This window comes from Mycolicibacterium frederiksbergense (genome assembly GCF_012223425.1).
GTDB classification, from domain to species: domain Bacteria; phylum Actinomycetota; class Actinomycetes; order Mycobacteriales; family Mycobacteriaceae; genus Mycobacterium; species Mycobacterium frederiksbergense.
Genome location: NZ_CP038799.1, coordinates 3,035,233 through 3,057,463 on the forward strand (window position 1 = coordinate 3,035,233; position 22,231 = coordinate 3,057,463).

At 64.4% G+C, this 22,231-nt stretch carries 19 protein-coding genes and 1 pseudogene; 11 read left to right on the top strand and 9 right to left on the bottom strand.

What is annotated here, in order from left to right; all coding sequences use genetic code 11:
- Window positions 1-24: 24 nt before the first annotated feature.
- Window positions 25-579: a TetR/AcrR family transcriptional regulator gene (locus tag EXE63_RS17620; protein ID WP_168143014.1), complete on the bottom strand. Its 555-nt coding sequence runs from the start codon at window positions 577-579 to the stop codon at window positions 25-27.
- Window positions 580-637: 58 nt separating this feature from the next.
- On the opposite strand from EXE63_RS17620, the gene EXE63_RS17625 reads away from it, so the two are divergent.
- From EXE63_RS17625 to EXE63_RS17635, 3 genes are read left to right on the top strand one after another with little or no spacing between them, the layout of a single operon-like run.
- Window positions 638-1,588: an alpha/beta hydrolase gene (locus tag EXE63_RS17625; protein ID WP_168143015.1), complete on the top strand. Its 951-nt coding sequence runs from the start codon at window positions 638-640 to the stop codon at window positions 1,586-1,588.
- On the top strand, window positions 1,585-3,081 hold the full coding sequence (locus EXE63_RS17630) for a flavin-containing monooxygenase (RefSeq protein WP_168143016.1): 1,497 nt from the start codon (window positions 1,585-1,587) through the stop codon (window positions 3,079-3,081). Before EXE63_RS17625 ends, EXE63_RS17630 begins: the two co-directional genes overlap by 4 nt.
- Before the next feature lie 36 nt (window positions 3,082-3,117).
- Complete coding sequence (locus tag EXE63_RS17635) at window positions 3,118-3,912, top strand: SDR family NAD(P)-dependent oxidoreductase (protein ID WP_168143017.1); 795 nt, start codon at window positions 3,118-3,120, stop codon at window positions 3,910-3,912.
- Between the two features lie 545 nt (window positions 3,913-4,457).
- Here EXE63_RS17635 and EXE63_RS17640 read toward each other — a convergent pair.
- Window positions 4,458-7,544: an MMPL/RND family transporter gene (locus tag EXE63_RS17640; protein ID WP_067992162.1), complete on the bottom strand. Its 3,087-nt coding sequence runs from the start codon at window positions 7,542-7,544 to the stop codon at window positions 4,458-4,460.
- Window positions 7,545-7,654: 110 nt separating this feature from the next.
- Window positions 7,655-7,780, bottom strand: a complete 126-nt coding sequence (locus tag EXE63_RS33295) for a hypothetical protein (RefSeq protein ID WP_255620133.1) — start codon at window positions 7,778-7,780, stop codon at window positions 7,655-7,657.
- 137 nt (window positions 7,781-7,917) lie between these two features.
- On the opposite strand from EXE63_RS33295, the gene EXE63_RS17645 reads away from it, so the two are divergent.
- A complete protein-coding gene (locus tag EXE63_RS17645; protein WP_085981140.1) occupies window positions 7,918-8,559 on the top strand; it encodes a TetR/AcrR family transcriptional regulator in 642 nt (213 codons plus the stop codon).
- A gap of 91 nt (window positions 8,560-8,650) precedes the next feature.
- On the opposite strand, the gene EXE63_RS17650 is transcribed toward EXE63_RS17645, so the two are convergent.
- Window positions 8,651-9,292, bottom strand: coding sequence for a TetR/AcrR family transcriptional regulator (locus EXE63_RS17650; RefSeq protein WP_011895470.1), 642 nt, complete (start codon window positions 9,290-9,292; stop codon window positions 8,651-8,653).
- A 102-nt stretch (window positions 9,293-9,394) separates the two neighbouring features.
- Between EXE63_RS17650 and EXE63_RS17655 the strand changes: the two genes are divergently transcribed.
- Entirely contained in the window at window positions 9,395-10,264 is an 870-nt protein-coding gene (locus EXE63_RS17655) for a metal-dependent hydrolase (protein WP_011895469.1), read from the top strand.
- A gap of 179 nt (window positions 10,265-10,443) precedes the next feature.
- Window positions 10,444-10,992 (top strand): hypothetical protein, encoded by a 549-nt coding sequence (locus EXE63_RS17660; RefSeq protein WP_052537336.1) that lies wholly within the window; start codon window positions 10,444-10,446, stop codon window positions 10,990-10,992.
- Window positions 10,993-11,023: 31 nt separating this feature from the next.
- Here EXE63_RS17660 and EXE63_RS17665 read toward each other — a convergent pair whose 3' ends face one another.
- From EXE63_RS17665 to EXE63_RS17675, 3 genes are read right to left on the bottom strand one after another with little or no spacing between them, the layout of a single operon-like run.
- A complete protein-coding gene (locus EXE63_RS17665) occupies window positions 11,024-11,599 on the bottom strand; it encodes a carboxymuconolactone decarboxylase family protein (protein WP_041800308.1) in 576 nt (191 codons plus the stop codon).
- 35 nt (window positions 11,600-11,634) lie between these two features.
- A complete protein-coding gene (locus EXE63_RS17670; protein ID WP_043985022.1) occupies window positions 11,635-12,732 on the bottom strand; it encodes a zinc-dependent alcohol dehydrogenase in 1,098 nt (365 codons plus the stop codon).
- Entirely contained in the window at window positions 12,729-14,222 is a 1,494-nt protein-coding gene (locus tag EXE63_RS17675) for an acetyl-CoA acetyltransferase (RefSeq protein WP_067992167.1), read from the bottom strand. The genes EXE63_RS17670 and EXE63_RS17675 overlap by 4 nt, the downstream gene beginning before the upstream one ends.
- A 180-nt stretch (window positions 14,223-14,402) precedes the next feature.
- Here EXE63_RS17675 and EXE63_RS17680 point away from each other — a divergent pair, with 180 nt between their 5' ends.
- The 5 genes from EXE63_RS17680 (at window position 14,403) to EXE63_RS17700 (ending at window position 18,508) form a co-directional block, all read left to right on the top strand.
- Window positions 14,403-14,996 (top strand): TetR/AcrR family transcriptional regulator, encoded by a 594-nt coding sequence (locus tag EXE63_RS17680; RefSeq protein WP_011895464.1) that lies wholly within the window; start codon window positions 14,403-14,405, stop codon window positions 14,994-14,996.
- Window positions 14,997-15,044: 48 nt separating this feature from the next.
- A complete protein-coding gene (locus tag EXE63_RS17685) occupies window positions 15,045-15,479 on the top strand; it encodes a PaaI family thioesterase (RefSeq protein ID WP_011895463.1) in 435 nt (144 codons plus the stop codon).
- Window positions 15,480-15,531: 52 nt separating this feature from the next.
- Entirely contained in the window at window positions 15,532-16,431 is a 900-nt protein-coding gene (locus EXE63_RS17690) for an alpha/beta fold hydrolase (protein WP_011895462.1), read from the top strand.
- A gap of 466 nt (window positions 16,432-16,897) precedes the next feature.
- Window positions 16,898-17,197, top strand: a complete 300-nt coding sequence (locus EXE63_RS17695; protein ID WP_131805205.1) for a hypothetical protein — start codon at window positions 16,898-16,900, stop codon at window positions 17,195-17,197.
- An 18-nt stretch (window positions 17,198-17,215) separates the two neighbouring features.
- Complete coding sequence (locus tag EXE63_RS17700; protein WP_078290120.1) at window positions 17,216-18,508, top strand: PucR family transcriptional regulator; 1,293 nt, start codon at window positions 17,216-17,218, stop codon at window positions 18,506-18,508.
- Window positions 18,509-18,966: 458 nt separating this feature from the next.
- Here the strand turns inward: EXE63_RS17700 and EXE63_RS17705 are convergent.
- Window positions 18,967-20,363: pseudogene (locus EXE63_RS17705) on the bottom strand (IS1380 family transposase).
- 267 nt (window positions 20,364-20,630) lie between these two features.
- Window positions 20,631-22,187: an acyl-CoA synthetase gene (locus EXE63_RS17710; protein ID WP_067992169.1), complete on the bottom strand. Its 1,557-nt coding sequence runs from the start codon at window positions 22,185-22,187 to the stop codon at window positions 20,631-20,633.
- Window positions 22,188-22,231 lie beyond the last annotated feature (44 nt).

Consider the following 22,231-nt stretch of genomic DNA (forward strand, 5'->3'; position numbering starts at 1 on the left):
CGTGGTGAGGCGGCACGTTCGTGGTCATGGGGGCGGTTGCGGGATCCACCGGGAGGCAAGGACGTTGCAGATGGCGCGTTGCTGATCCTCGCCAAGGGGATGCATGAGCAGTCCCTCGATGGTGAACACGCCGATCATGACTTCGGCGTCCAGGCTGTCTGGGGCCGCGCCGGCGGCTTCGAGTTCGTAGCGGAACAGGCTGGAGGTCAGCAGGTGAAAGTTGTTGTGCCACAACGTGACTGACGGTGAGCGCTCGGCGCGGGCGTGGACGGTGCTGACCAGACGACTCATCTGTTGCAGTTGCTGTACCACCCACAACAGGCGCACGGGGATGGGCTCGGCGGCCACCGACTGGTACTGCGCCCACGCGTCGGTCATCACCTCGTCCAGGACGGCGATCAGGACGGCGTCCTTGTCCTCGAAGTACCAGTAGATGGTGTTGGCTGCGACCCCGGCCGCCGCGGCCAAGCGGCCCATCGGGGTGGCGTCGTAGCCGGCATCGACGAAGAGTGCGCGGGCAGCGGTGACGATCTCCGCCCGCTTCTCCTGCGACGCCTGGGGCCGCCTGTTCTTCGGCATCACCCGAGCCTAGTCGATCTTCTTGAACGACATTCAACGACCTGCTACCGTTTCTTGAATGACGATCAACGAACCGGCGGTGCCGGGCGGGCCCGGCACCGCGTACACCTATGTCCGGCACGACGTCACCTTCCCCTCCGAGGGTGAGGCGTGCGCGGCGTGGCTGTACCGCCCCGACGGCGTGCAGAACCCGCCGATCGTGGTGCTGGCTCATGGGTTCGCCGCGTTCCGGGAGCTGCGCCTGGACGCGTACGCTGCCCGGTTCGCCCAGGCCGGGTACGCCGCGCTGGTGTTCGACTACCGGTCCTGGGGCGCGAGTGCCGGACAACCGCGCCGCGTACTCGACATCGCCGCCCAGCATGCCGACTGGCGCGCCGCGGTGGCGTATGCCCGTGGCCTCGTCGGCATCGATACCACCCGGGTGGTCGGGTGGGGGTCCTCATTCGGCGGCGGACACGTCTTGGATCTCGCCGCCGAAGACCACAAACTGGCGGCCGCGATCGTTCAGGTGCCGCACGTCACCGGCCCCGCTTCGGCGTTCGCGCAACCCCCAACGCTGGTCGCCCGCTTGGCGTTGGCCGCGCTGCGCGACCAGGTAGGGGCATGGCTGGGCCGCCCGCCGCACCGGGTGAAGTCCATCGGACGATCCGGTGAGGTCGCCATGATGACCTCACCGGGCGCCTACGACCTTGTGTTGAGGATGGCTGGGGACAAACGCGACGAACTGCTGGCCGACAACGATGTCGCGGCCCGCATCGCGCTGCGAGTGCCGTTCTACTCCCCGGGTCGACACGCTGCCAAGATCACCGCGCCCACGCTGGTGCAACTGGCCATCAGGGACGACGTCACGCCGTATGCCAAGGCACGCAAGATTGTGGCCCGCATCCCCAAAGGCGAGGTGCGCTCCTATGACTGCACGCACTTCGAGCCCTACCTGGACCCGTACTTCGAGCACATCGTGTCCGATCAGATCGCCTTCCTGGGCCGCCACGTCGGAGCCACCCGATGACGGCACCACCAACTCTTTCGGCATCGGTGCACACTCTGGTGGTCGGCGCGGGATTCGCCGGGATGGCCGCCGCCGCGGCGGTACTGCGCGCAGAGCCCCAGGCGGACCTACTGATCATCGAACGGGCCGACGAGGTCGGCGGGACATGGCGCGACAACACCTACCCCGGTTGCGCGTGCGACGTCCCGACGTCGCTGTACTCATTCTCCTTCGCTCCCAGTGCCAAGTGGAGTCACACCTTCGCACGCCAACCCGAGATCCATCGCTACCTGACCTCGGTGGCCGACCTGACGGGGCTGCGGCGCCACCTGATCACCGGGTGCGAGTTACTCGGCGCGACATGGGACGACGGCCGGCAGTGCTGGCAGGTGCAGACCTCCCTGGGCACGCTGACCGCCACGGTCCTGGTCGCCGCTACCGGAGCCCTGTCCACCCCGAAGCTGCCCGATGTGCCGGGACTGAATGACTTCACGGGCACGGTGTTTCACTCCGCCACGTGGAATCACGACCACGACCTGACCGGTGAGCGGGTGGCTGTGATCGGCACCGGGGCCTCGGCGGTGCAGTTCGTCCCCGAAATAGCCGACCGGACGTCCCACCTGACGGTGTTCCAGCGGACGCCGGCGTGGGTGATGCCCCGAATGGACCGCACCCTGAGTCGCGTCGAAAAAGCCTTGTATCGTCGAGTTCCGTTGCTGCAGAAACTGGTTCGTGGCACCGTCTACACCTATCGGGAGGGTTACCTCGCATTACTGGCACATCTCACGTGGCTGCTGCCGATAGTTCAGCTGATCGCCAAGGCTCGACTGCGCCGCCAAGTGCCCGACCCGGCGTTGCGCGCCGCGTTGACGCCGGACTTCCGCATCGGGTGCAAGCGAATCCTGCTCACCAACGACTGGCTGCCCACCCTGTCACGCGCCGACGTCGATGTCGTGACCAGTGCCCTGGCCGAGATCACCGATTCCGGAGTCCGTGACGGTGCCGGGACGTTGCACGAGGTCGACACGATCATCTTCGCCACCGGCTTCACCCCCACCGAGCCTCCCGTCGCGCACCTGCTGGCCGGCGCCGACGGCCGCACCCTGGCCGCACACTGGGCCGGCAGCCCGAACGCGCACCTGGGCCTCACCGTGGCGGGCTTCCCGAACCTGTTCCTGATGTACGGGCCCAACACGAACCTGGGACACAGCTCGATCGTCTACATGCTCGAATCGCAGGCCGCCTACCTCGCCGCTGCCCTACGCACGATGCGCACCGAGGGCCTCGCGTCGATCGACGTCCGCCCCGAAACCCAAGCGTCCTACAACGCGTGGGTCGACGACGCACTCAGGGGCACGGTGTGGAACTCCGGGGGGTGCTCCAGCTGGTACCTGGACTCCCGGGGCCGCAACTCGGTCATGTGGCCGACGTTCACCTTCCGATTCCGCGCCCGCACCAAGACCTTCGACGTGCAGAACTACGTCACCCGCACAGCGCGGCAGACCGCGGCGTGACCACCGACAATCCAGGACTGTAGAAGGGAATTCCTCATGACGACCCCCCGACGGGCCGCGCTGATCACCGGCGCGTCGGCCGGCATCGGAGCCGCCTTCGCACGCCACCTCGCCGCCCAGGGCTACGACGTACTGCTCGTCGCCCGACGCGCCGAGCGCCTCGAAGAACTCGCCGCCGATCTACGCCATGCGCACGGCGGCCGCTGCGAGGTCTTCGCCGCCGACCTGACCGACCCCACCGCACCGGCCGCAGTCACCGACCACGCCACTCGCATCGGCATGCCCGTCGACGTGCTCATCAACAACGCCGGGTTGTCCTCGAGGACGAAGTTCTCGCAGACCCCGTGGGAGTCGGTGGCCGCCGAGATCCAGCTGATGGTCACCGCCACGACCGAACTCACCCACCGCGTCATCCCGGGCATGAAGCAGCGCCAATGGGGTCGGATCGTCAACCTGTCCTCCCTGGCCGCGATGGCACCGCCCGGGGAAGGTCTGCTCTACACCGGCATCAAGGCCTACGTGCTCGGCATGTCCCAGTCGCTGGACATGGAACTCAAGCCGTTCGGCATTCACGTGACCGCGCTCTGCCCGGGCTTCACCCATAGCGAGTTCCACGACGTCATGGGTACTCGCGACGCCGCCGACCAGCTTCCCGGCCTGCTCTGGCAGCAGCCCGAGGACGTCGTGCGCGAAGGGTACCGGGCGGTGATGGCCGGCAAGCCCGTCTGCATCCCGGGCACCGTCAACAAGCTCACCGCCGCAGCCATACGGCCACTCCCACAACGCCTCCAGTACGTTCTGGGCCGCAGCAGCCTCAACCCCTTCAAGTAGCGAGCAGTTCTGCTGACCTCGGATACCTGTGCCGACCTGTTCCCGGACGGGCTTCGGCAGGTTTCGGTTGCACCAGAGGCGGCGCGGATGCGGTCCTTGGCAGTCGCCGCGGACCAGCTGCGTACCGAAAAGCAGGAAGGCCCTGAACCGGTTTCCCGGTCAGGGCCTTCCTGCTTTTCCCACGAGTCGGGGTGGCGGGATTTGAACCCACGACCTCTTCGTCCCGAACCACGCCACCTGGGGTTTTGATGACGTTGGGTACGTTGGCCCGCGTAAGTTTTCCCAGCTCAGCTGCATTGGGTGGGTTGGCGCGCGCAGGAGTCGCGAAAATCTACTGCGGACTGCCTGCGGACTGAGACACCTTGGTGGTCAAGGCCGCCTTTGATTTACCGAGAGCGGGAACCTTGAAATCAGGATGTCAGTTTGGACGCTTACTCGACGGGCTTGCAACACCAGATCACGACGGATCCGCAACCAAAGATCACGTCTGCGAATGGACCTCGCGTTCCTCGCATTCCTCGCTTCCACTAGTAGTGCGTTGCTCCTTATTTCTGCGTGGCGGTGTCAGCTACTGGGGTCCGCGTTGCTTTGGAAGGCCACCAGCTGGCTTCGCGTAGAAGTGTGGCGATGGCGGGCACGGTGAGGGTGCGCACGAGGAAGGTATCGAGCAGCAATCCGAAGCCGATGATGAGGCCGGCTTGGATCATGATTGCGACTGAGCCGACCATGAGGCCGAACATGCTGGCGGCGAATATCAGACCAGCTGAGGTGATGACGGCTCCGGTGTTTGCCACGGTGCGCAGGACGCCGACGCGGATGTTGGTCCCGGATTCTTCGCGGAGCCGTGAGACGAGCAGCATGTTGTAGTCGGCGCCGACGGCGACGAGGATGATGAATGCCAGTAATGGTACGGGCCAAGCGATTTCGTAGCCCAGTCCCCATTGGAATACCACAACGCCGATGCCGAGCGAGGCGAGGTAGTTGAGCACGACGGTGCCTAAGAGGTAGAGCGGTGCCAGGAGTGCGCGCAGCAGTAGGACCAGGATGACGCCGACGATGATTATGGTGGCGACGGCCAGTTGTGCGAAGTCGGCCCATAGGAATCGTTGGATATCGGAGTTGACGGCGGGGAAGCCGGCGACGGATACGGTGGCGTCGGCGAGCGACGTGTTGGGTCGTGCGGTGTTGGCGGTGTCGGTGATGCGGCTGGCGAGCTCCATGGCTTCGACGCTGTAAGGGTCGTGGCTGCTTTCGATCATGAACCGCGCGGTCTTGCCGTCCGGTGAGAGGAATTGCTTGGCAACATCGGTGAATTGCCGGTTCTCGAATGCATTAGCGGGCAAGTAGAAACCGCTCGAGGAGTCGGAGTCCGCCGCTGCGCGTGAGGAATTCTGTAGTTGGGTGGCGATCTGGCTCATACCGGACAGCATTTCGATGTTGCTGTCGGCGAGGGTGCGGACACCGGTCGCGAGTGCTTGAGCGCCGGAGGCGAGCTGTCCGATTCCCTCCTGCAATCGGCGGAGATTGGTGGCTAGGTCGGCGGGGTCACCGAGGGCTCCGAATGCCTTGTCCAGCGAGGCGACTGCGTTCTGGACGTTGGAGAGGGTGCCACCAACGGTGGCATTGGTCGCGGGATCGTAGCGGTCCCCGAGGTCGGCGATCTGGTCGAAGAATCCGCTGTCGCGCAGGCTGACCAAAATCTTCACCTGGTCACGAATTTGGGCGCACTGCGGGGTGGCGGCACACCACGGTGAGGTGTTGAGCGCGCCCACGAGTGGATCGAGCTGGGTGATCGCGTTCTGCGCCTGGTTGGCCAGCGGTCGCAGTCCTGGGCCGGATTGGATGGCTTGGTCGACGGCGGGGGCGGTGGCGGAAAGTTGTTGCAGCAGTGGGCGGAACTGGTTGACCTGAGTTCCCGCGGATTGAGCTTGGGTGAGGATTCCGGCCAGTGGCGCGAGGGCGGTGCGCACCGTGCCATCGAGTTGGGCGAGGCCGTCGGCGAGCTGGTCGGCGCCGCCGGTGAGTTTGGCGAGGTCGTCCTTGCGTGAGTTGCCCTCGGCGACCGCGCCGGCCATTTTCTCGCCGATCTGGCCGTTCTGCCAGGCCAGTTCTGCTTGGTCGAGGCGCTCCCCGGTGGGGCGGGTGACTCCGGACACCCTGGTGACGCCGGGGATCTGGGAGACGCGAGAGGCCATCTCGTCGAGATCGGCCAGCCCCCTCCCGGTCCGCATGTCGGTCGGGTTCTCTACGACGAGGAACTCGCTGATGACGACGTCCTTGCGGAAGTGGCGGTCCAGAAGTTGGTAGCCCTGGTTGCTGGCCGTGGTGTCTGGTTGTCCCTTGCGGTCGTCGTAGCTGATTTTGATGGTCGCAGCGGCTGCCGACAGGGCGAGCAGGATGGCCAGGCTGACGATCAGCAGTGGCACCGGACGGCGGACCACGGCGACGGCGACGCTGTTCCAGTAGCGGCGGGTGCGATCGGATTTGGGTTCACCGATGCCGCGTTTGGCGGCTAGCGACAGCACGGGTGGCAGCAGGGTGACGGTCGCCAGAAATCCGAACAGCACGGCGATGGCACACGCGGGGCCCAGGGCGGCGAAGACGCTGAGCCGCGCGAAGACCATGGCCAAGAACGCGAGTGCCACGGTGGCGGCGGACGCCAGGATGACGCGCCCGATGCTGGCGGTGGCGTGGATGATCGCCTGATCGGCGGGTACTTGGGCGCGGCGCTGCTCGTGGTACCGGCTGATCAGAAAAACTGTGTAATCAGTTCCGGCGCCGAGCAGGATCGCCGTCATGAATGCGACGGTGAACTGGGAGACCGGCATGCCCATCTCGCCGAGGGCGGATAGCACGCCGCGCCCAACCGCCAGGCTCAACCCGATTACCAGCAGTGGCAACAGCGCGGTGAACACTGACCGGTAGACGATCAGCAAGATCAGGGCGATCACGCCGGCGGTAGCGATCGAGATCAACAGCAGGTCGTGCTCGGCGGAGGCGATCATGTCGCTGAAGGTCGCCGGTGGTCCCGTCACTTGGACGGTCGTGGTCGATCCGGTGAACACCTCCGCGGCGATGTCGCGCACCGCGTTCAAGGATTCGGCTGCCGTGGGGTCTCCGAGGGTGCCGGTGACACCGACGGGCAGATACCAGGCTTTGCGGTCGGCGCTGACTGCCTGAGCTTCGGTAATCGGATCGGCCAGCAGGTCCTGCACCAGCAGGACGTGGTCGCCCTCGGCCTGCAACCGGCGCACGAGTTCGCCGTAGCGCTGCCGTGCAGTTGGAGTCAAGCCAGTGGGGTCTTCCATGGCGACGAACACCATGGTTTTCGAGCCTTCTTCGCCGAACGCGGCGCTCATGCGGTCAACCGTCTGCAAGGACGGGGCGTCGCGAGGAATGAGGTCCACCGACTGTTGGCGCACCACGGTTTCCAGCTGTGGGAACAGCAGCGCGAGAACCACCGCGGCGCCTAGCCATACCCCGATGACGAGCGCTTTGTGTCGGAGGGTGAACCGGGCCAGGGTCGCCAACCGTTCGCTGTACTCGCGAGTGTCGGCCGGGTCGGTGGATCCGTTGGCGCGCCGACCAGGCCGCTTGGCCTGGCTTGGGGCATCTGCACTGCCGTCGGTCACTTGGCCTCCACTGGTAGCGATACTGCCGGTATCGGTACGCTACCGCACGTAGTGCAAGTGGTGACGGCGACCGGTGGGGGCCTCGCTCAAGAGCGTCATGAGTCGACTCCCTACGGGATTGCGGCGGGCCAGTCGGCCGCGAATACCTGCACGGCGTGCAGGGCGCCTCCTACCGCCACCGTCGCCAGTGCCGCACGATCACTGCTGGGGGCGGGAATGACGACAGCCGCTGCCACGTCTCTGAGAACTCGAAGTTTGAGCGTTCTGATCGTCAATCGCTGCCCTCCGCGGAGTCCTATGGTGGCACGCGCCCCCATTGGGGGCGGATGCTACCAAAGTGTTGCGACCTACTGTGGCTTGCCAAGATGGACATGTGCGGACGCGGTCGAAGAGATGGGGCGGGCGTACCGGTGCTGAACGCCGGGCGGAGCGCCGTCAGCGCCTCATTGATGCCGCGACGGAAATCTGGAGTGAAAGCGGTTGGGCAGCAGTCACGATGAGAGGAGTGTGCGCCAAAACCGGCCTGAACGACCGTTACTTCTACGAAGACTTCAAGACCCGCGACGAGTTACTTGTCGCTGCATGGGACGGCGTGCGCAACGAGATGCTCGGTGAGGTTTCTGCGACGCTCGCAGAACGCATCGGGCAGCCGCCGATGGAGACCATCCGCGTGACCATCGCCGCGGTGGTCGACCGGATTGCAGAGGATCCGGGCAGGGCGAAGATTCTACTGGCTCAACACGTGGGCAGTTCCCCGCTTCAGGATCGGCGCGCTGTCGCACTGCAGGAGGCGACACACCTGGTGATCGCAGCCAGTGAGCCACACCTGAGGCCGGAAGCCGATGAAACCGCCCTTCGGATGGACACACTGGTGGCCGTTGGTGGCTTCGTCGAATTGATCACCGCATGGCATGCAGGTTTGCTTGACGTCATCCAGGGGGAGATCGTGGAGCACACGAGTCGGCTTGCCGAGACGCTCGCCGAACGTTATTTGGTCGACGACGCTGGCCTCTAATGTTGTACAGCGGCGTTCATGTGTTCAGTCCGGAATGAAGCAAGCGGAGGCACCTCGACATTCGCGAAGCGCGGCCGGGAGGCGCCAGAAGCTAACTCTGAGGTTTGGCTTTGGTCGTGGCCGACTCGACTGCGTTCTGCAGCAGCACATAGCTGCCGAGGCTGCCCAGGAAACCTGCGCAGTGCTGAACGAGTTCATCGGTGGTGAACTCGAGTTCTCCGTCGAGCCAGCGGCGCAAGACTTCGAATAACCCACCCACACCCAATGTCGAGGCCAAATGGGCAACGCCCACTGCGGAGTCGGCGATGTCAAGGTGAAGTCTGGCCTCACGCAATACGAGGTCGGTGAAACCGGTCATCATGTCGCTGCGTAACTCCCGAAGCAGCGGCTCCGTTGCAGATTCCACGAACAAGATCCGACCCAGTCGAGGATCATTGTTGATCATGCTGACCAGCCCGCGGATCGGCGCGTACGCGAGCACCTCGGGTGGGGCGCCGGCATCGGGGATCGCGTCAACTATCACCTCCTGGAAGGTTGCGTAGAGCTGCTGGTAGACAGCTCGCAAGAGGGCGTCTCTGTCAGGGAAATGCTGATAGAAGTAGCGTGACGTCACGCCGGACTCAGCGCATACGGCAGTCACCGTGGCGGCGGCAACGCCGTGCGTGCCGATCAACTCCATCGCGGCCTCGATGAGACGCGTGCGCCTGTTCCGGTGACGCTCCTCGGCGGACATCCCGCTGTACACCCGCACCGATCGCACAACGCATAGCTTGCCATCTAATTCTGACTAGGCGTAAAGTCAGATCATCAGTGCCCATGACAACAGGAGAACAACATGAGCGACGATTCGTCCACACGGCCCACCACGCGGGTCGTCCCGAAGCCCCGCCGTGTCCGATTCGACATGCCTGCTGAGACCAGTCGGCAGCACTTCGTCGATGGCGACTTGGTGATGAGCCACTTTGTGTCCACCTTGTCGGCCACGTTCCCCGAAGGCGAAGACTTCTTCATCCGGTCAGTCCGCGAGTACCGGGACCACATCAGCGACGCTGACCTGAAGGAGGCGGTCAAGGGATTCATCGCTCAAGAGGCCACCCACCGGCACCAGCATCGGCTGCTCAACGATCGCCTTCAAGCGATGGGCTATCCCACCGAGGGGATCGATCGGCATATCAAGAAGTTGGTTGGCCGACTCGAGAAGCGTTTTTCTCCCAAGATGCGCCTGGCTGTGACGGCAGCCCTCGAGCACTACACGGCGACATTCGCCGAGATCATTCTCACCAGCGACGAAGCTCAAGAACTGATCGGCTACACCGAGGTGCGGCCGATTCTGCTTTGGCACGCACTGGAGGAATGCGAGCACAAGGCCGTCGCTTTCGATGTCTACGAGACGGTCGGTGGAAGCGAACGCACCAGGGTCTGGGGAATGCGGATCGCCAGTCTCCTATTGTTCACCGAGTTGGTCATCCAGACCACCCGCTCTCTGGCCGGCGATCGTGCCGCCTACAACCCGGTGCGGTTGCTGCGCAGCCTTCGAGCCTTCCGTCATAACCCGCTGTTCAGCCGAGCAGCGATTGAGCGCTTCCGTTCCTACACCCACGCCGGGTTCCATCCCGACGACTGGGATAGCGCAGAAATCCTCGAACGTTGGACCAAGGAACTCTTCGACGCCGATGGCGGCCAACAGCTACGGAGTAACGTGTAGGTCGACAAGTACTTTTGTGGTGAAAGCCGCCATATGGAACGACCTCTTCACGAAGAAGTGCGTTGCGCCGTGGCCGCATCGCGCGTTCAGGCATTCCGCTGATGCGGGCGGAAGGGCCATTACCGCCGTCCCGTCAGCGTCCGAAGACGTCCCGGCAAATCTGCACACAAGTTGGCGCCGTGTCAGCGAGCGCGCATGTCTTCTACGAATTGCTGTCCGGAGTTGCGATGCCGTTCGCGTCGGTGATTGGTCCGGTGCCGGCAGCGACGGGTTGGGGCATGAGCACCGCAGTAGTACTTCGCATGGCGGAACGTGCCGATAAGCGTCACGAGGCTGTCCTCGGTGTTGTGAACGGCCTGTTCCTGACGACCGTGTTGGCTCACTTCATACACTGGCCGAAGCGCTGGAGATTTGGTGTGCCAAGCCTGTCCGAGTGCGAAGGACTATGCGGCCCAATCCTGGTGCCTTACAACGGTATTCTTTACATTTCGGGGCTCAGTGCTGTAGCCGGATTGCTGGAGAATGGTCGCCGAGGTGCGGTCCGTGGTGCGATCGTCCCGCTGCTGGGTGTTCCAGTTCTCCTTCGACTGCAGCGGATGGAATTCCGTCGGCTCAGTCTTCAGGCCCGGCGCAATCCTCGGTGGTGGAATCGCCGTCTGCAGATGCAACCGCCCGACCGTTCGACATCGTCAGATCCCGACCAACAGGTGCTAGGGGCAGAGTCATAGCACGGAGTCGACATGGCGAGCCGATCACCCTTCAGTCAACGGAGGGTCGAACTCCGTCAGGGGGCCATCCTTCGAGGCCGTCTTCTAGCGGCACGTGCAAGGACCGCAGCAGCGCTGAGAACAATCTCCAATTCCCGATCGCGGCGACGAGTTCGACGAGGACGGCCGGGTCCCCGTGCAACGCGCGCTGACACTCAGCCCAGGTTTCATCCGAGATGGTGCCGTCACGCAACGTCTCGTCTGTCGCCGCCAGTACCGCCCGCTCGGCTTCGCCGAAGTGGCCGGCGTTCTGCCAGTCGCGCACCCCGAGCAGGTCGCGTTCGGGCACATCGAGCAAGCGGGCAACCCTCCAGTGTTGCGTCCACTCATAGACCGAATCAGTGACCCAGCCGATTCGCATGATGATCAGCTCCCGTAGCCGCGCATCCAGCGCGCCTTTCCACAGCAACGCCTCCAGCATTCCATGCAATGCGACGGCTACAGGGGGCTGATGAAGCGCGATCCTGAAAACAGACAGTTCAGCCATGGCGTCCGGAATCCCGCATTGAGCGGCGCGCTCGCGGGCATCTGTCAGGGCAAGCATGTCAACCCGGCTTTGGCTGCTCACGGTGGATCCTTCCGGTTGGGCGCTAGTTGGCGCTGTCAGGCGATCGGCACAAAGACGTTGTGCAGAGCGGGGACCCGGTCCGGCTCGTTGCCGGCCAGAAGGTCGAGCAGCCCGGGCAGGCCGGCGAAACCGGTGATCTCGCGGTGCAATTCTTCGAAGGGCCAACGCCTAGAGACCAGCAGCTCGATGGCGCTCTGGTAGGCGGGGTAGTCGACCCCCAACGAACCGAAGATGCGTAGTTCCTTGAATACGAGCAGGTCTGGCTCGAAGCCCGGCGCTCCGCCGCCGCCGCGTGTGCCCGCGACCACCACGCGTCCGCCGGGCTGCGCGAGTGCGACGGCGTCCGCGAATGCGGCTGGCGCCTTCGCGGTGACGTCGACGACGACATCTGCGAGCCGGCCGGTCGCCATTTGCAGGGCCTGCGCCGGGTCGTCTTCGGTGACGTCGATGGTCAGGTCCACGCCGAACTGGTGGGCTGCGGCTAGCCGAGTTCGGTCGCGAGGGCCGACCCCGGTCATCGCGACGAATGCCGCTCCGGCCTCCTTGGCGGCTACGGCAGCACAAATCCCGCGGATCCCTGGTCCGAGGACCGCGACGACGTCGCCCGGGCTTGTCTCGGGCAACATGGCAGCCCATTTGATCCCTGCCCCAAGCGGATTGAACAACGTCGCGACGATCGGGTCGAGTCCGTCCGGGACCGGCAACGGCATGGAATCGAACGGCAGATGCAGGTGGGTTGCATAGCCTCCCCACAGGCCGGGCGGGATGTTCACGTCGACGAAGCCGAACATGGTGGCGAGGCCGTTGCTCGAGCACCTGCGATACTCGCCGCGGCCGCACGAGTCGCACTCCCGACACGATCGGAACACCTCGACGGCGACTCGCTGACCCACCGAGACGCCCCAACGCTCGCGCGCGGCGTCACCGATTCCCTCGATGACGCCGATGATCTCGTGTCCGGGGATGAAGGCGAACCCCGTCGGCAGGTGTCCGCTGAACTGCTCGTGGTCGGTTCCGCAGAGCCCGCACGCCTCGATCCGCAGGAGACCGGACTCGTCGTCGATGCGCGGCACCGGAAGATGCCGCCGTTCAAGGGTGCGCGGCTTGGTCAGCACGAGCGCGTCGGCGTTCACGACAGTTCGAATTCGACGTGTCCGTCCGCCTGCCGCACGGCGACTTGGTGTCCGACGCACATGTCTCGTGACATTGCCACCGCCACCTCGGCATCGTCACTGCGCGCCGCGACGCGGCGGCCGTCGGTCATGCGCGCGAAAATCGGCACCCAGGAGGGGCCTTGGTCACGGTCGTGCACGACCGTGTATCCATCTATGGTCGCCTCTCCGGATGCGTCGGCGGGAGAAGCGACCGGGAGGGAGGTGCCGTCGATCGCAGACTGCGCATCGGCCATGTCCGGAGTCTGCCATCCCGTTGGCGGTGGAGTCGCCGACCACAGACCCAGCGAGTGCTTTGTGATGTACCAGCCCAGTCCGGACACGAGCCCGACGGCGTCCGGGTCGCTCCTGCAGCGTCGCACCATCTCGACGATCGAATGGCTGACATAGTTGTTACCCGGCCCTCCGTGGTAGGGCAGTCCGCCGGTCACCGTGAACCCGCGGTCATCCGCCGGGTCGAGATCCAAGGCGTCGATCGCCGCCTCGACCGCGGAAGGAAAGCAAGAGTAGAAATCAAACCATCTAATGTCGTCGATGTGAAGTCCACTGGCCGCCAATACCGCCTTGCCGGCGGCCCTTATTCCGGCGGAACGACCCAGATCAGGCCGCTGAACCGGGAAATACACGTCGTTGCATGTGGCCGACGACCACGGGAAGACCCAACGATCACTGGGCACTCCGAGTTCCTCGGCGACTTCGGCGGCCATGATCACGAAAGCGGCAGCCATATCCACGGCGATGATGCTGTTGAGCAGCTTCGGATACGGCTCGCACACCATCCGGTTAGCCGGGGAGACCGTGCTGAGCTCGTCTGCGCTACGGGCACGCGGAAACCAGGCCTGCTCGAGATGTCGGGACGCCTCAACCGTGAACGGAGCCATCAAGTCACCCAGCCAGCGGCGCTGTTCGTCGAATGTGCGGCCTGATCGGGCCGCGATCGCGGATTCGAAGATCGGGTACACCTCGTGCGGCCAATGTAACCCGGCGCCCACCTCGGCTTCGCTCAGTCCCGGGCGGGTGTCACCGAGTGACTCGTCCTGTGCTGCGATGGGTTTGGGCTCCAAAAGTGCGCTACCGGATGCGACTTTGCGTGCTGACGCGCCGCTTTCCGCTCCGACGATCAGAGCCCCGTCGCTGACGCCGCGCCAAATGCGGCGGCCGAGGACCTCGACCAGATACTGGGGGGTGTTGCCGCCGACCGGACAACTGATGCGATGATCCGGCGTCAGCCCAGTCGCTTCGGCAATCCTCGACGCGGGGTTGTCGCGTGGGATCATCAAGATTCCGGGCGTCGCCACGGTATCGATGCGATGCCCGATCGCGGCCGAAGCATCATGCAGCGCTCGACGCGCGGCCTCGGCGGCCAAATCGATGGGATCGACGGTGCCTTCACCGCGATGTGTCAGTTCACCGACGCCGACGACAACCGGAGTGCGTGGTGGGATGGCCAACGGTCAGATCACGCTCATCGTCGAGGTCTTCTATGCGACACGACTGCGATATTGTCACATCCGTTTCCATGCGACAACCGCGGGTGTTCGACAGAGCGGGTCCCTTGACAGGGCATACTCGTACCCGTGACGAAGAGATCGTTGCGGCGGGGCGACGCGACTCCTGGGCGAAACCGCGATATGGCGCGCGATCGCCTACTCGACGCCGCCGAAACGTGCCTGCAAGGCAAGGGGCTGTCGGGCACCACGATGGAGGATATCGCCAGGCATGCGGGCGTATCGCGCGCCACGGTCTATCGCTACTTCGCTAGTCGCGAATCCGTCGTATCCGGTGTCATCGTCCGCGCAGCGGAACGCTACCTGCACCGCACCAGCGGACGGATCTTGGCGCACACCGACTTGGGCTCTGCCATATTGGACTTCGTTGCAGTCACGGTGCGCGCGGCACGCCGCGAACCGATAATCGGCATGCTCTTCGCCAGCGACGATGAACTCGCCGGCGTGGGACTGGCCGAGGGAACGTCGGTGGCGCTGTTCGAACTCGTCGCCGAGTTTCTGCGACCCGTGTTCGCCGCACACTGGCATCAACTCGAAGCCGGCGTTTCGGTCGATGACGCCGCCGAATGGATTTTGCGCATCATCCTCAGCTTGCTCGCGGTTCGCGGCCCCCGGCACCGCAGCCCCGAAGGAATCGATGCTTTCTTGCGCCGATTCCTGCTTCCCGCGCTACTGGCCGACACTCACAGTTGCATTGCTGCGACAACTGCGGAGTAGTGTCTCAGCGATGGCATCGGTATCGCTGAACGAAACGAGGCGCTGACCATGGACTTCCCCCAGTTCAACAAGCAAATAGCCGAGGAGCTCCAGCACGCGGGGGGAACCTCGGGAGGGCTCGCCAAGTACTTGGACTTCCGCCACATCGAGTTCTCCGCCGGGAGACTGGTAGTGGAAATGGACGCCCGAGCCGATTTGTTGACTCCTTTCGGCACTCTGCATGGCGGATGCCTGTCAGCGATGGTCGACCACTGCTTGGGCGTGGTGTTCTATCCGGTGATCCCACCTGGGTCATGGGTGGCCACAACCGAATTCAAACTGAACCTCCTACGTCCGGTGTCCAGTGGAGTCTGCGTTGCGGTCGCCGACATCATCGCGCTGGGGAAGCGTAGCGGCGTCGCCAGGATCGACATCACCAATACGGGACGCCCGGTATGCGCCGCACAGGGAACAGTGACCGTCGTCGCCCAGAGCGCCTCGTGATCCGGTCGCGGAACGAGAACGCTGCCCAAGGCGACCATCGAGGACACAGCAAATGACCTCAACGTTCGAGCGCGTCCGCAACGAAGACGGAACCGCCCTTGCAGCCGATGTCTACCGACACGAATCCGCCCGCGCGGTCGTCATACTGCTGCACGGCGGTGGACAGAACCGCCATGCCTGGGCGACTACCGCGCGCCGCTTACACGCGCGCGGGTATACCGTCGTCGCTTACGACGCCCGCGGTCACGGCGACAGCGAGTGGGACCCCGATGGTCGATACGATCTCGACCGACTTGCATCCGACCTGCTGTCGATTCGCCGATATGCCAGCGATGGCCGCCCGCCAGCTGTCGTTGGCGCATCCTTGGGCGGCATGACGGTGTTGGGAACGCATTTGGTGGCGCCTGCCGATCTGTGGGGAGCCGTCGTACTGGTCGACATAACTCCGCGAATGGAGTTTCACGGAGCACGCCGCGTCGTGTCTTTCATGGGCGCCCATCCCGACGGATTCGATACGCTCGACGCGGCCGCGGACGTCATTGCCCAGTACAACCGGCATCGCGCTCGGCCCAAGAACTTGGACGGTCTCCGAAAGGTCTTGCAGCAGCGCGACGACGGTCGGTGGATCTGGCGATGGGATCCGGCGTTCATAGCTTCCAACTTCGAGTTCCTGCAGGGCGACCCAGCAACTGGTGCCAAAGAATTCGGCGCCATAAGCGACCTTCTCATCGAAGGGGCCCGCCGCGTGCGAGCACCAACGCTTCTCATTCGCGGCGTTCACTCCGACGTGACGTCGCAGCAGTCGGTCGAGGAGTTCCTCGAAGTCGTACCGCACGCCGAGGCTGTCGACGTTTCGGGCACGGGCCACATGGTTGCGGGCGACGACAACGACGCCTTCACTTCGGCAGTCGCAGATTTTCTCGACCGCACGCTGAACGACTCGTCGGACTGAGCGTCTTTCAGGGCCCTGCGATGGCCGCGGCCCGGCCACTCTGGTTCGTTGTCGAGGTGTCAGAACTACCTCCATGAACGGAACCCCGGCGGCGCAGTATCGGCGCATCCGAAGGCAGCGATGCCAAACCGTATGGTTCGACCATCGCCTGGGCCGAATTATCATTCGAACCGAAGCATTTTGCTGGTGGGCGCTGTCCAGGTCGGATCGAGCGGTCGGAGTTCTCCGAACCAGTGCCCGCACACCTTGACGAACACACCCGCCGCCGGGGCGACCCGGATCAGATCGGCGCTGCTGTTGGGATCTTGGAGTCAGTCGACGGCCGGGGGCGAGTCCAGAGGACAGCCTACTGCTATCCAGGCTTCAGCTTCGGTATGCGGGAGGCGGGCGGGCATATCCGGCGCCCGATTCGACCACCTCGTCAGAGCGGCGGGCGTTCCTTCGCATGAGCAGTTCCGGAAACTTCGTGGCCGAAACGATCGAGAAAGTCGTCTATTGCGGCCAGGGCGGTGCTGATCGTTCCTCGCAATGGGGCTGCTCCGGCCGCGAAGGCCGCAAACAAGGTTATTGCGAGCAGACAACTCATGCCTCCGCCTTCCTCTTCACGCGCATCCGTTCGCCGTGGCCCACAGCAATGCCTCGTTCGGCTGCTGAAATGGTAAAACGTGGCTCACCGCTCCTTAACAGCGTAGATACCCGGATCCGCGATCGGTATGTCTCGAAGGGTCGAACCTGCGGGCGTCTGTTGTCTCGCAAAGACAAGTAATCGAGTACGGTCGCAGCTGTGCTTGATTCATCCGAAGTTCAAGACACCCCCGGTCACGCGGTTCATCACCTATTCCGAGACCTCGGCGACCTCGTCAGAGAATTGCCCGAGTCCATACATGGCCTTCTGATTGAGCAAGTTGCCGAACTCGCTGCCGATCAACAGCTCAAAGAGCTACTGAGTGACACCGTCGCCGCGAACGTAGACACTTGGTTCTCCGTCGTCCGTCACTCGATCCCGTTCGACCGCATGGAGTCACCGACGGCCGCCCTTGAACACGCCCGGAGGATGGCGCAACGCGAGGTACCCGTCAACGCGCTGCTGCGGGCATACAGGCTCGGGCACCAGTATGGATTGAACCTCATCATCGCTGGCCTTCGGAGCGCGGACCTACCGCCCGAGGAGAAATTGGCGCTCATTGAACACATCACCCGTGTGTCTTTCCGCTACATCGACTGGATGTCTGAGCAGGTCTTGGAGACATATCAGACTGAACGCGCGGAGTGGGACGAGCGCCGACGAAGTTTGCGTGCACAAGCCATTCGAGACATCCTCAACGGACGCGACGTAGACCTGACCGAAGCGTCGTCGGCTATGAGGTACTTCTTGGGCGCAACGCATGTGGCTCTCATGGTATGGCTCGACCGAGATGCGGGCGCCGACACCGACGAGTTCATCGCCATGGAGCGCTTCATGCAACACGCGGTCTCCGCCACTGGAGCGAAGCAATCGGTCTACTTCTCCATCGACCGCCTCGTCGGATGCGCATGGATGACGGTTCACCGCCCGTCGGACTATTTATCGCAGCTGCGCGACTTCGTCCGGGCTCAACCTGACGGCCCAAGACTTTCCGTCGGTGAACCACTTCCGGGGATTGAAGGCTTCCGCCGCACCTACCGACAGGCTGAGCAGGCCCGTGTGGTCGCGGTGGCAGCCGACGGCTCCTCACGGCACCGGATCGTCGCTGCACGAGATCCCGGTGTGGCCCTGGCCTCGATGCTGATGACCGATGACGCGACTCTGAAGGAATGGATTTACGATGTGCTGGGCCCGTTGGCTCAGAACACTGCATCGGACCAGCGTCTACGAGACACGTTGAGGGTGTTCTTGCGTGCCGGTTCCAGCTTCAAAGCCGCCGCCAACGAATTGCAGATACACGCCAATACCGTCAAGTATCGCGTAAATCGAGCACTCGAGCGCCGCGGTCGCCCGATCGCCGCGGAACGATTAGACGTCGAGGTCGCCCTACTGATGTGCTATTGGCTCGGCGAAGTAGCACTGAACCCAACACAAGCCTTGGGGCGGTCCTAGTCGTTCGTGTCCCGCGAACGCCCTTGCTGCGTAACTGTGCCGTCTACTGACGAACACGCCGAATCTGAGGATGGTCAGCGCGACGATCCGGCGCCGCCCGGCCTGATAATCCGAGTTCGATTCATGTTTCGACGCTGCCGCGGGGCTCTGCTGCGGGCAGGCTGATCGAGTGGAGTCGTCGATCGCCGCCGTACGGAGCTGAAGCAACCCATTCACCGAAGCTCATCGACGTCAGACACGCTCAAGCACCCATCGCGCAAGGCGACAGGCGAGTCGTGGCGCAGGTTGCGACTTGTCGGCCCAGACAACCAGGAGGCATAAGCCTTGATCCACCGATGAGCTGTCGTGGCTGAGGCTGGAATGGTTTGGTGGTCGCTTGCTGGCTGTGAGCAGGGGGTATCGGCTGGTCTGTCCAGCTTTTTCCTGTGTGCTCCGGTCGTGGCCTTTCGGCGGATTGGTCAGGTGGGGGCGGTTGCTGGCGGGCTGTGGCCGATGGTGTTGCGCCACAATCGGAGCCAGTGCGTCGCCCACGGCCAGTGGGCTGGTAGGTGCAGGATGGGTCGGCGTTGGGGGCGGGCCAGTCGGGCCGGGATGGTGATGAGGCGTCGGCGCAGGGTGGCGCCGCGAGCCACCGCGTGTGCACCGCCGGCCAGGATGCCGGCGGCGCGCTGCAGGTTGTGGGCGATGGCCGCGCACAGTATCCAGGCAGAGTTCGCCCCGAAACGTCCCGAGGGCATGTGGGCCAGGGGTCCGTCGATGAGGTCGGCGAACACGGTTTCGATGATCGCGTGGCGGCGGTGAGTGATGTCAGCGACGTCGACGGGTTCGTCGGTGTCGGTGAAGAACGGGTGATATCGCCAGACCGGGAACAGGGCGTCGGGGTATCGGGCGTCTTTGACCCGGCGCACGATCAACCGTGCCGTGATCGGAGTCTTCGTGGAACTGAAAGCGGTGCAGGTGGTTTCGGCGACTTCGGCATCGGAGATCCAGGCACCGGTGTCGGGATCGCGGCGGGATAGCACACCGGGATCCACGCGGTGTCATTGATGTCGGCGATGGCCGCGACGACTGCGGCGGTCTTGGTCAGCACCAGCGAGAACCGGGCACCGGCGCGGCGGCAGGCGGTGACCACGCTGCTGTTGCCGTAGGCCGAGTCGCCGCGCACCAGGATGCGCCCGGTGACACCGGCGCCGCGGGCGGTGGCGACGGCTTGGGCGATCATGCGGGCCGCGCCTTTGCCCGAGTTGGTCTTGCCCGCCCGCAGTCGTGCTCCGGTGATCACCGGAGCGCAGTGTTCGGTGCTGATGGTGGTCACCAACGGGGAAAGACCCTTGCGCAGGATCTGCTTGCCGGCGATTTTGGTGTGGCCGTAGCTCGCACCTTGTTTGGCCTGGCCGTAGACCGGGCGCAGCAGTGAGTCGATGTCGATGAACACCCGCCCGTCGGCGCCGGGCAACAGATCGACACGCTCGCACAGAGCGCCCACGTGCTCACTGAGCACCGACTCCAGTTGCCGGGCATGGCCGAAGGTGAACTCCCGCAACAAGGTTCCGATGGTCGACGGGGCGTACACCTCGCCGAACAGGGTCTTCATCCCGCCGCTACGAACTACGTCGAGGTCGTCGATGCTGTCCGCGCCGGTGCACATCCCGGCGATCAGCGTGGTCAGCTTCGGCGACGGATTGGCCGCACCGGACTTGACCCGCTCGCAGCTGAACCGAACTTTGTCGGCCAATGACGATGACAGTCCGGTCTGCTCGGCAAGGGCCATCACCGGTACCAGGCCTGCGCACGACACCAGACGCTCATCATCGAAGACCGCCGACGATGCGGCGAACCTATGGGACACTTGCACCGGAAGTGCCTTTCCGAGTTGTGCCGATAAGTGCGTAGAGAACACTCATCATCGCAGCTCAGAGGGCACTTTCCTCATTCCGACACCCCACGACCAGCCAATTCATCGGTGGATCGAGGATAAGAACATCCGACAAGTGGCGCGCGTGGTCTTGCCACGCGCTAGACGTTAGCGACGATTAACATCTTCAGCTATTTGCAGCGGCGACCGTGGCTACTCGTCGTGACAACACTTCCCAAACCCGCGCTCCGCCTCCGGTGTCGTGCCTCAGCGCTGGACGACGCCGCCCTCGACGCCGGTGAATCGCTTGCGCAGCTCGGTCTTGAGGAGCTTGCCGGTGGCGTTGCGGGGCAGCTCGGGAAGGAGGTGCACTTCGCGGGGGCACTTGAAATGCGCCAGCCGTTCGCGGCACCAGGCGATCAGTTCGTCGGCGCTGGGTTCCTGCTCGGCGGCTGGGTCGGCCACCACCACCGCGACGACGCGCTCACCCCACTTGTCGTCCGGACCGCCGACCACCGCGGCGTCGAGCACACCGGGGTGACGGAACAGCACCTGCTCGACCTCGATGGGGTAGACATTTTCCCCGCCCGAGATGATCATGTCCTTCTTGCGGTCGACGAGCGTGATGTAGCCGTCGGCGTCGATCCGGCCGAGGTCGCCGGTGTGGAACCAGCCGCCCCGGAAGGCCTCGGCGGTGGTCGCCGGCTTCATCCAGTACCCGACGAACACGTTGGGTCCGCGCACCAGGAGTTCGCCGACGGTGTCGGCCGGGACGTCCCGGTCGTCGGCGTCCACGATGCGGGCATCGACGTGCATGGCGACCCGGCCGATTGATCCGGCCCGCGTCGTGATGTTGGCGGCGTCCAAGACCGAGACCATGGGTGCAGTCTCGGTCATCCCAAATCCCTCGGTGAAGGGGACGCCACGTTGCTGCATGAAGTCGATGACAGTCAGCGGCATCGGTGCGCCGCCGCCCATGGCCAGACGCAACGCGGAGAGATCGTAGGAGTCGAAGTCGGGCACCTGGGTCAGCGCCGACCACATCGCCGGCACCATGAACTGGACGGTGGCGCGGCTTTCGGCCATCGCCTTGAGCGTGCTCACCGGGTTGAACGACGGGAGGATCACGCTGGTCCCGCCGACGTAGAGCAATGGCAGCGTATGTACCCCGAGCCCGCCGATGTGGAACATGGGGGCGACTGCAACAGTCACGTCGCTGCCGGTCAGGCCTTGTTCGGCGCCCAGCACGTTGATGGCGTTCCACAGTAGGTTGTCGTGGGTGAGGATGGCGCCCTTCGGGCGGCCGGTGGTGCCCGAGGTGTACATGATGAACGCGGCGTCGCGGCCCTCGACGTCGCTGTCGAGAGGCTCGGGGGCGCCGCCGGAGAGCAGGTCTGGGTAGGCGATCTCGCCGTCGGCCGGGGCGCCCCCGGCCCGGACCGTGTGGCGGACCCGGACCCCCGGCTCGGCCAGCGCGCTGACCGCCGCCGCCGCGAGCGGCTCGTGGAACACGAACACGTCGGCGCCGGAGTCGGCGAGGATGTAGCCGATCTCCGGGCCTGCGAGTCGGACGTTGATCGGGATGGTGATGGCGCCGATCTTCGCGCAGCCGAGGAGGACCTCCATGAACTCGACCGAGTTCACCAGCAGTATGGCCACCCGGTCCCCCTTGCGGACGCCGAGACGCAACAGGTTCGAAGCGACCTGGTTGGTGCGCCGATCGAAGTCGGAGTACGTGAAGCTGGTGTCACCGCAGACGAACGCCGTGCGCTGCCCGTTGAGGAAGGCCCGTTTGGTGACCCACTGACCGATACCGCGATCCATGTTGATTTGCCTCCTCGGCAGTTTTGGTTGACAAATGCTCGGTA

Coding starts and splice junctions, on each gene's coding strand:
- EXE63_RS17620 (WP_168143014.1), bottom strand. CDS start 579: ATGCCGAAGAACAGGCGGCCCCAGGCGTCGCAGGAGAAGCGGGCGGAG.
- EXE63_RS17625 (WP_168143015.1), top strand. CDS start 638: ATGACGATCAACGAACCGGCGGTGCCGGGCGGGCCCGGCACCGCGTAC.
- EXE63_RS17630 (WP_168143016.1), top strand. CDS start 1,585: ATGACGGCACCACCAACTCTTTCGGCATCGGTGCACACTCTGGTGGTC.
- EXE63_RS17635 (WP_168143017.1), top strand. CDS start 3,118: ATGACGACCCCCCGACGGGCCGCGCTGATCACCGGCGCGTCGGCCGGC.
- EXE63_RS17650 (WP_011895470.1), bottom strand. CDS start 9,292: ATGTCCGCCGAGGAGCGTCACCGGAACAGGCGCACGCGTCTCATCGAG.
- EXE63_RS17655 (WP_011895469.1), top strand. CDS start 9,395: ATGAGCGACGATTCGTCCACACGGCCCACCACGCGGGTCGTCCCGAAG.
- EXE63_RS17680 (WP_011895464.1), top strand. CDS start 14,403: ATGGCGCGCGATCGCCTACTCGACGCCGCCGAAACGTGCCTGCAAGGC.
- EXE63_RS17685 (WP_011895463.1), top strand. CDS start 15,045: ATGGACTTCCCCCAGTTCAACAAGCAAATAGCCGAGGAGCTCCAGCAC.
- EXE63_RS17690 (WP_011895462.1), top strand. CDS start 15,532: ATGACCTCAACGTTCGAGCGCGTCCGCAACGAAGACGGAACCGCCCTT.
- EXE63_RS17710 (WP_067992169.1), bottom strand. CDS start 22,187: ATGGATCGCGGTATCGGTCAGTGGGTCACCAAACGGGCCTTCCTCAAC.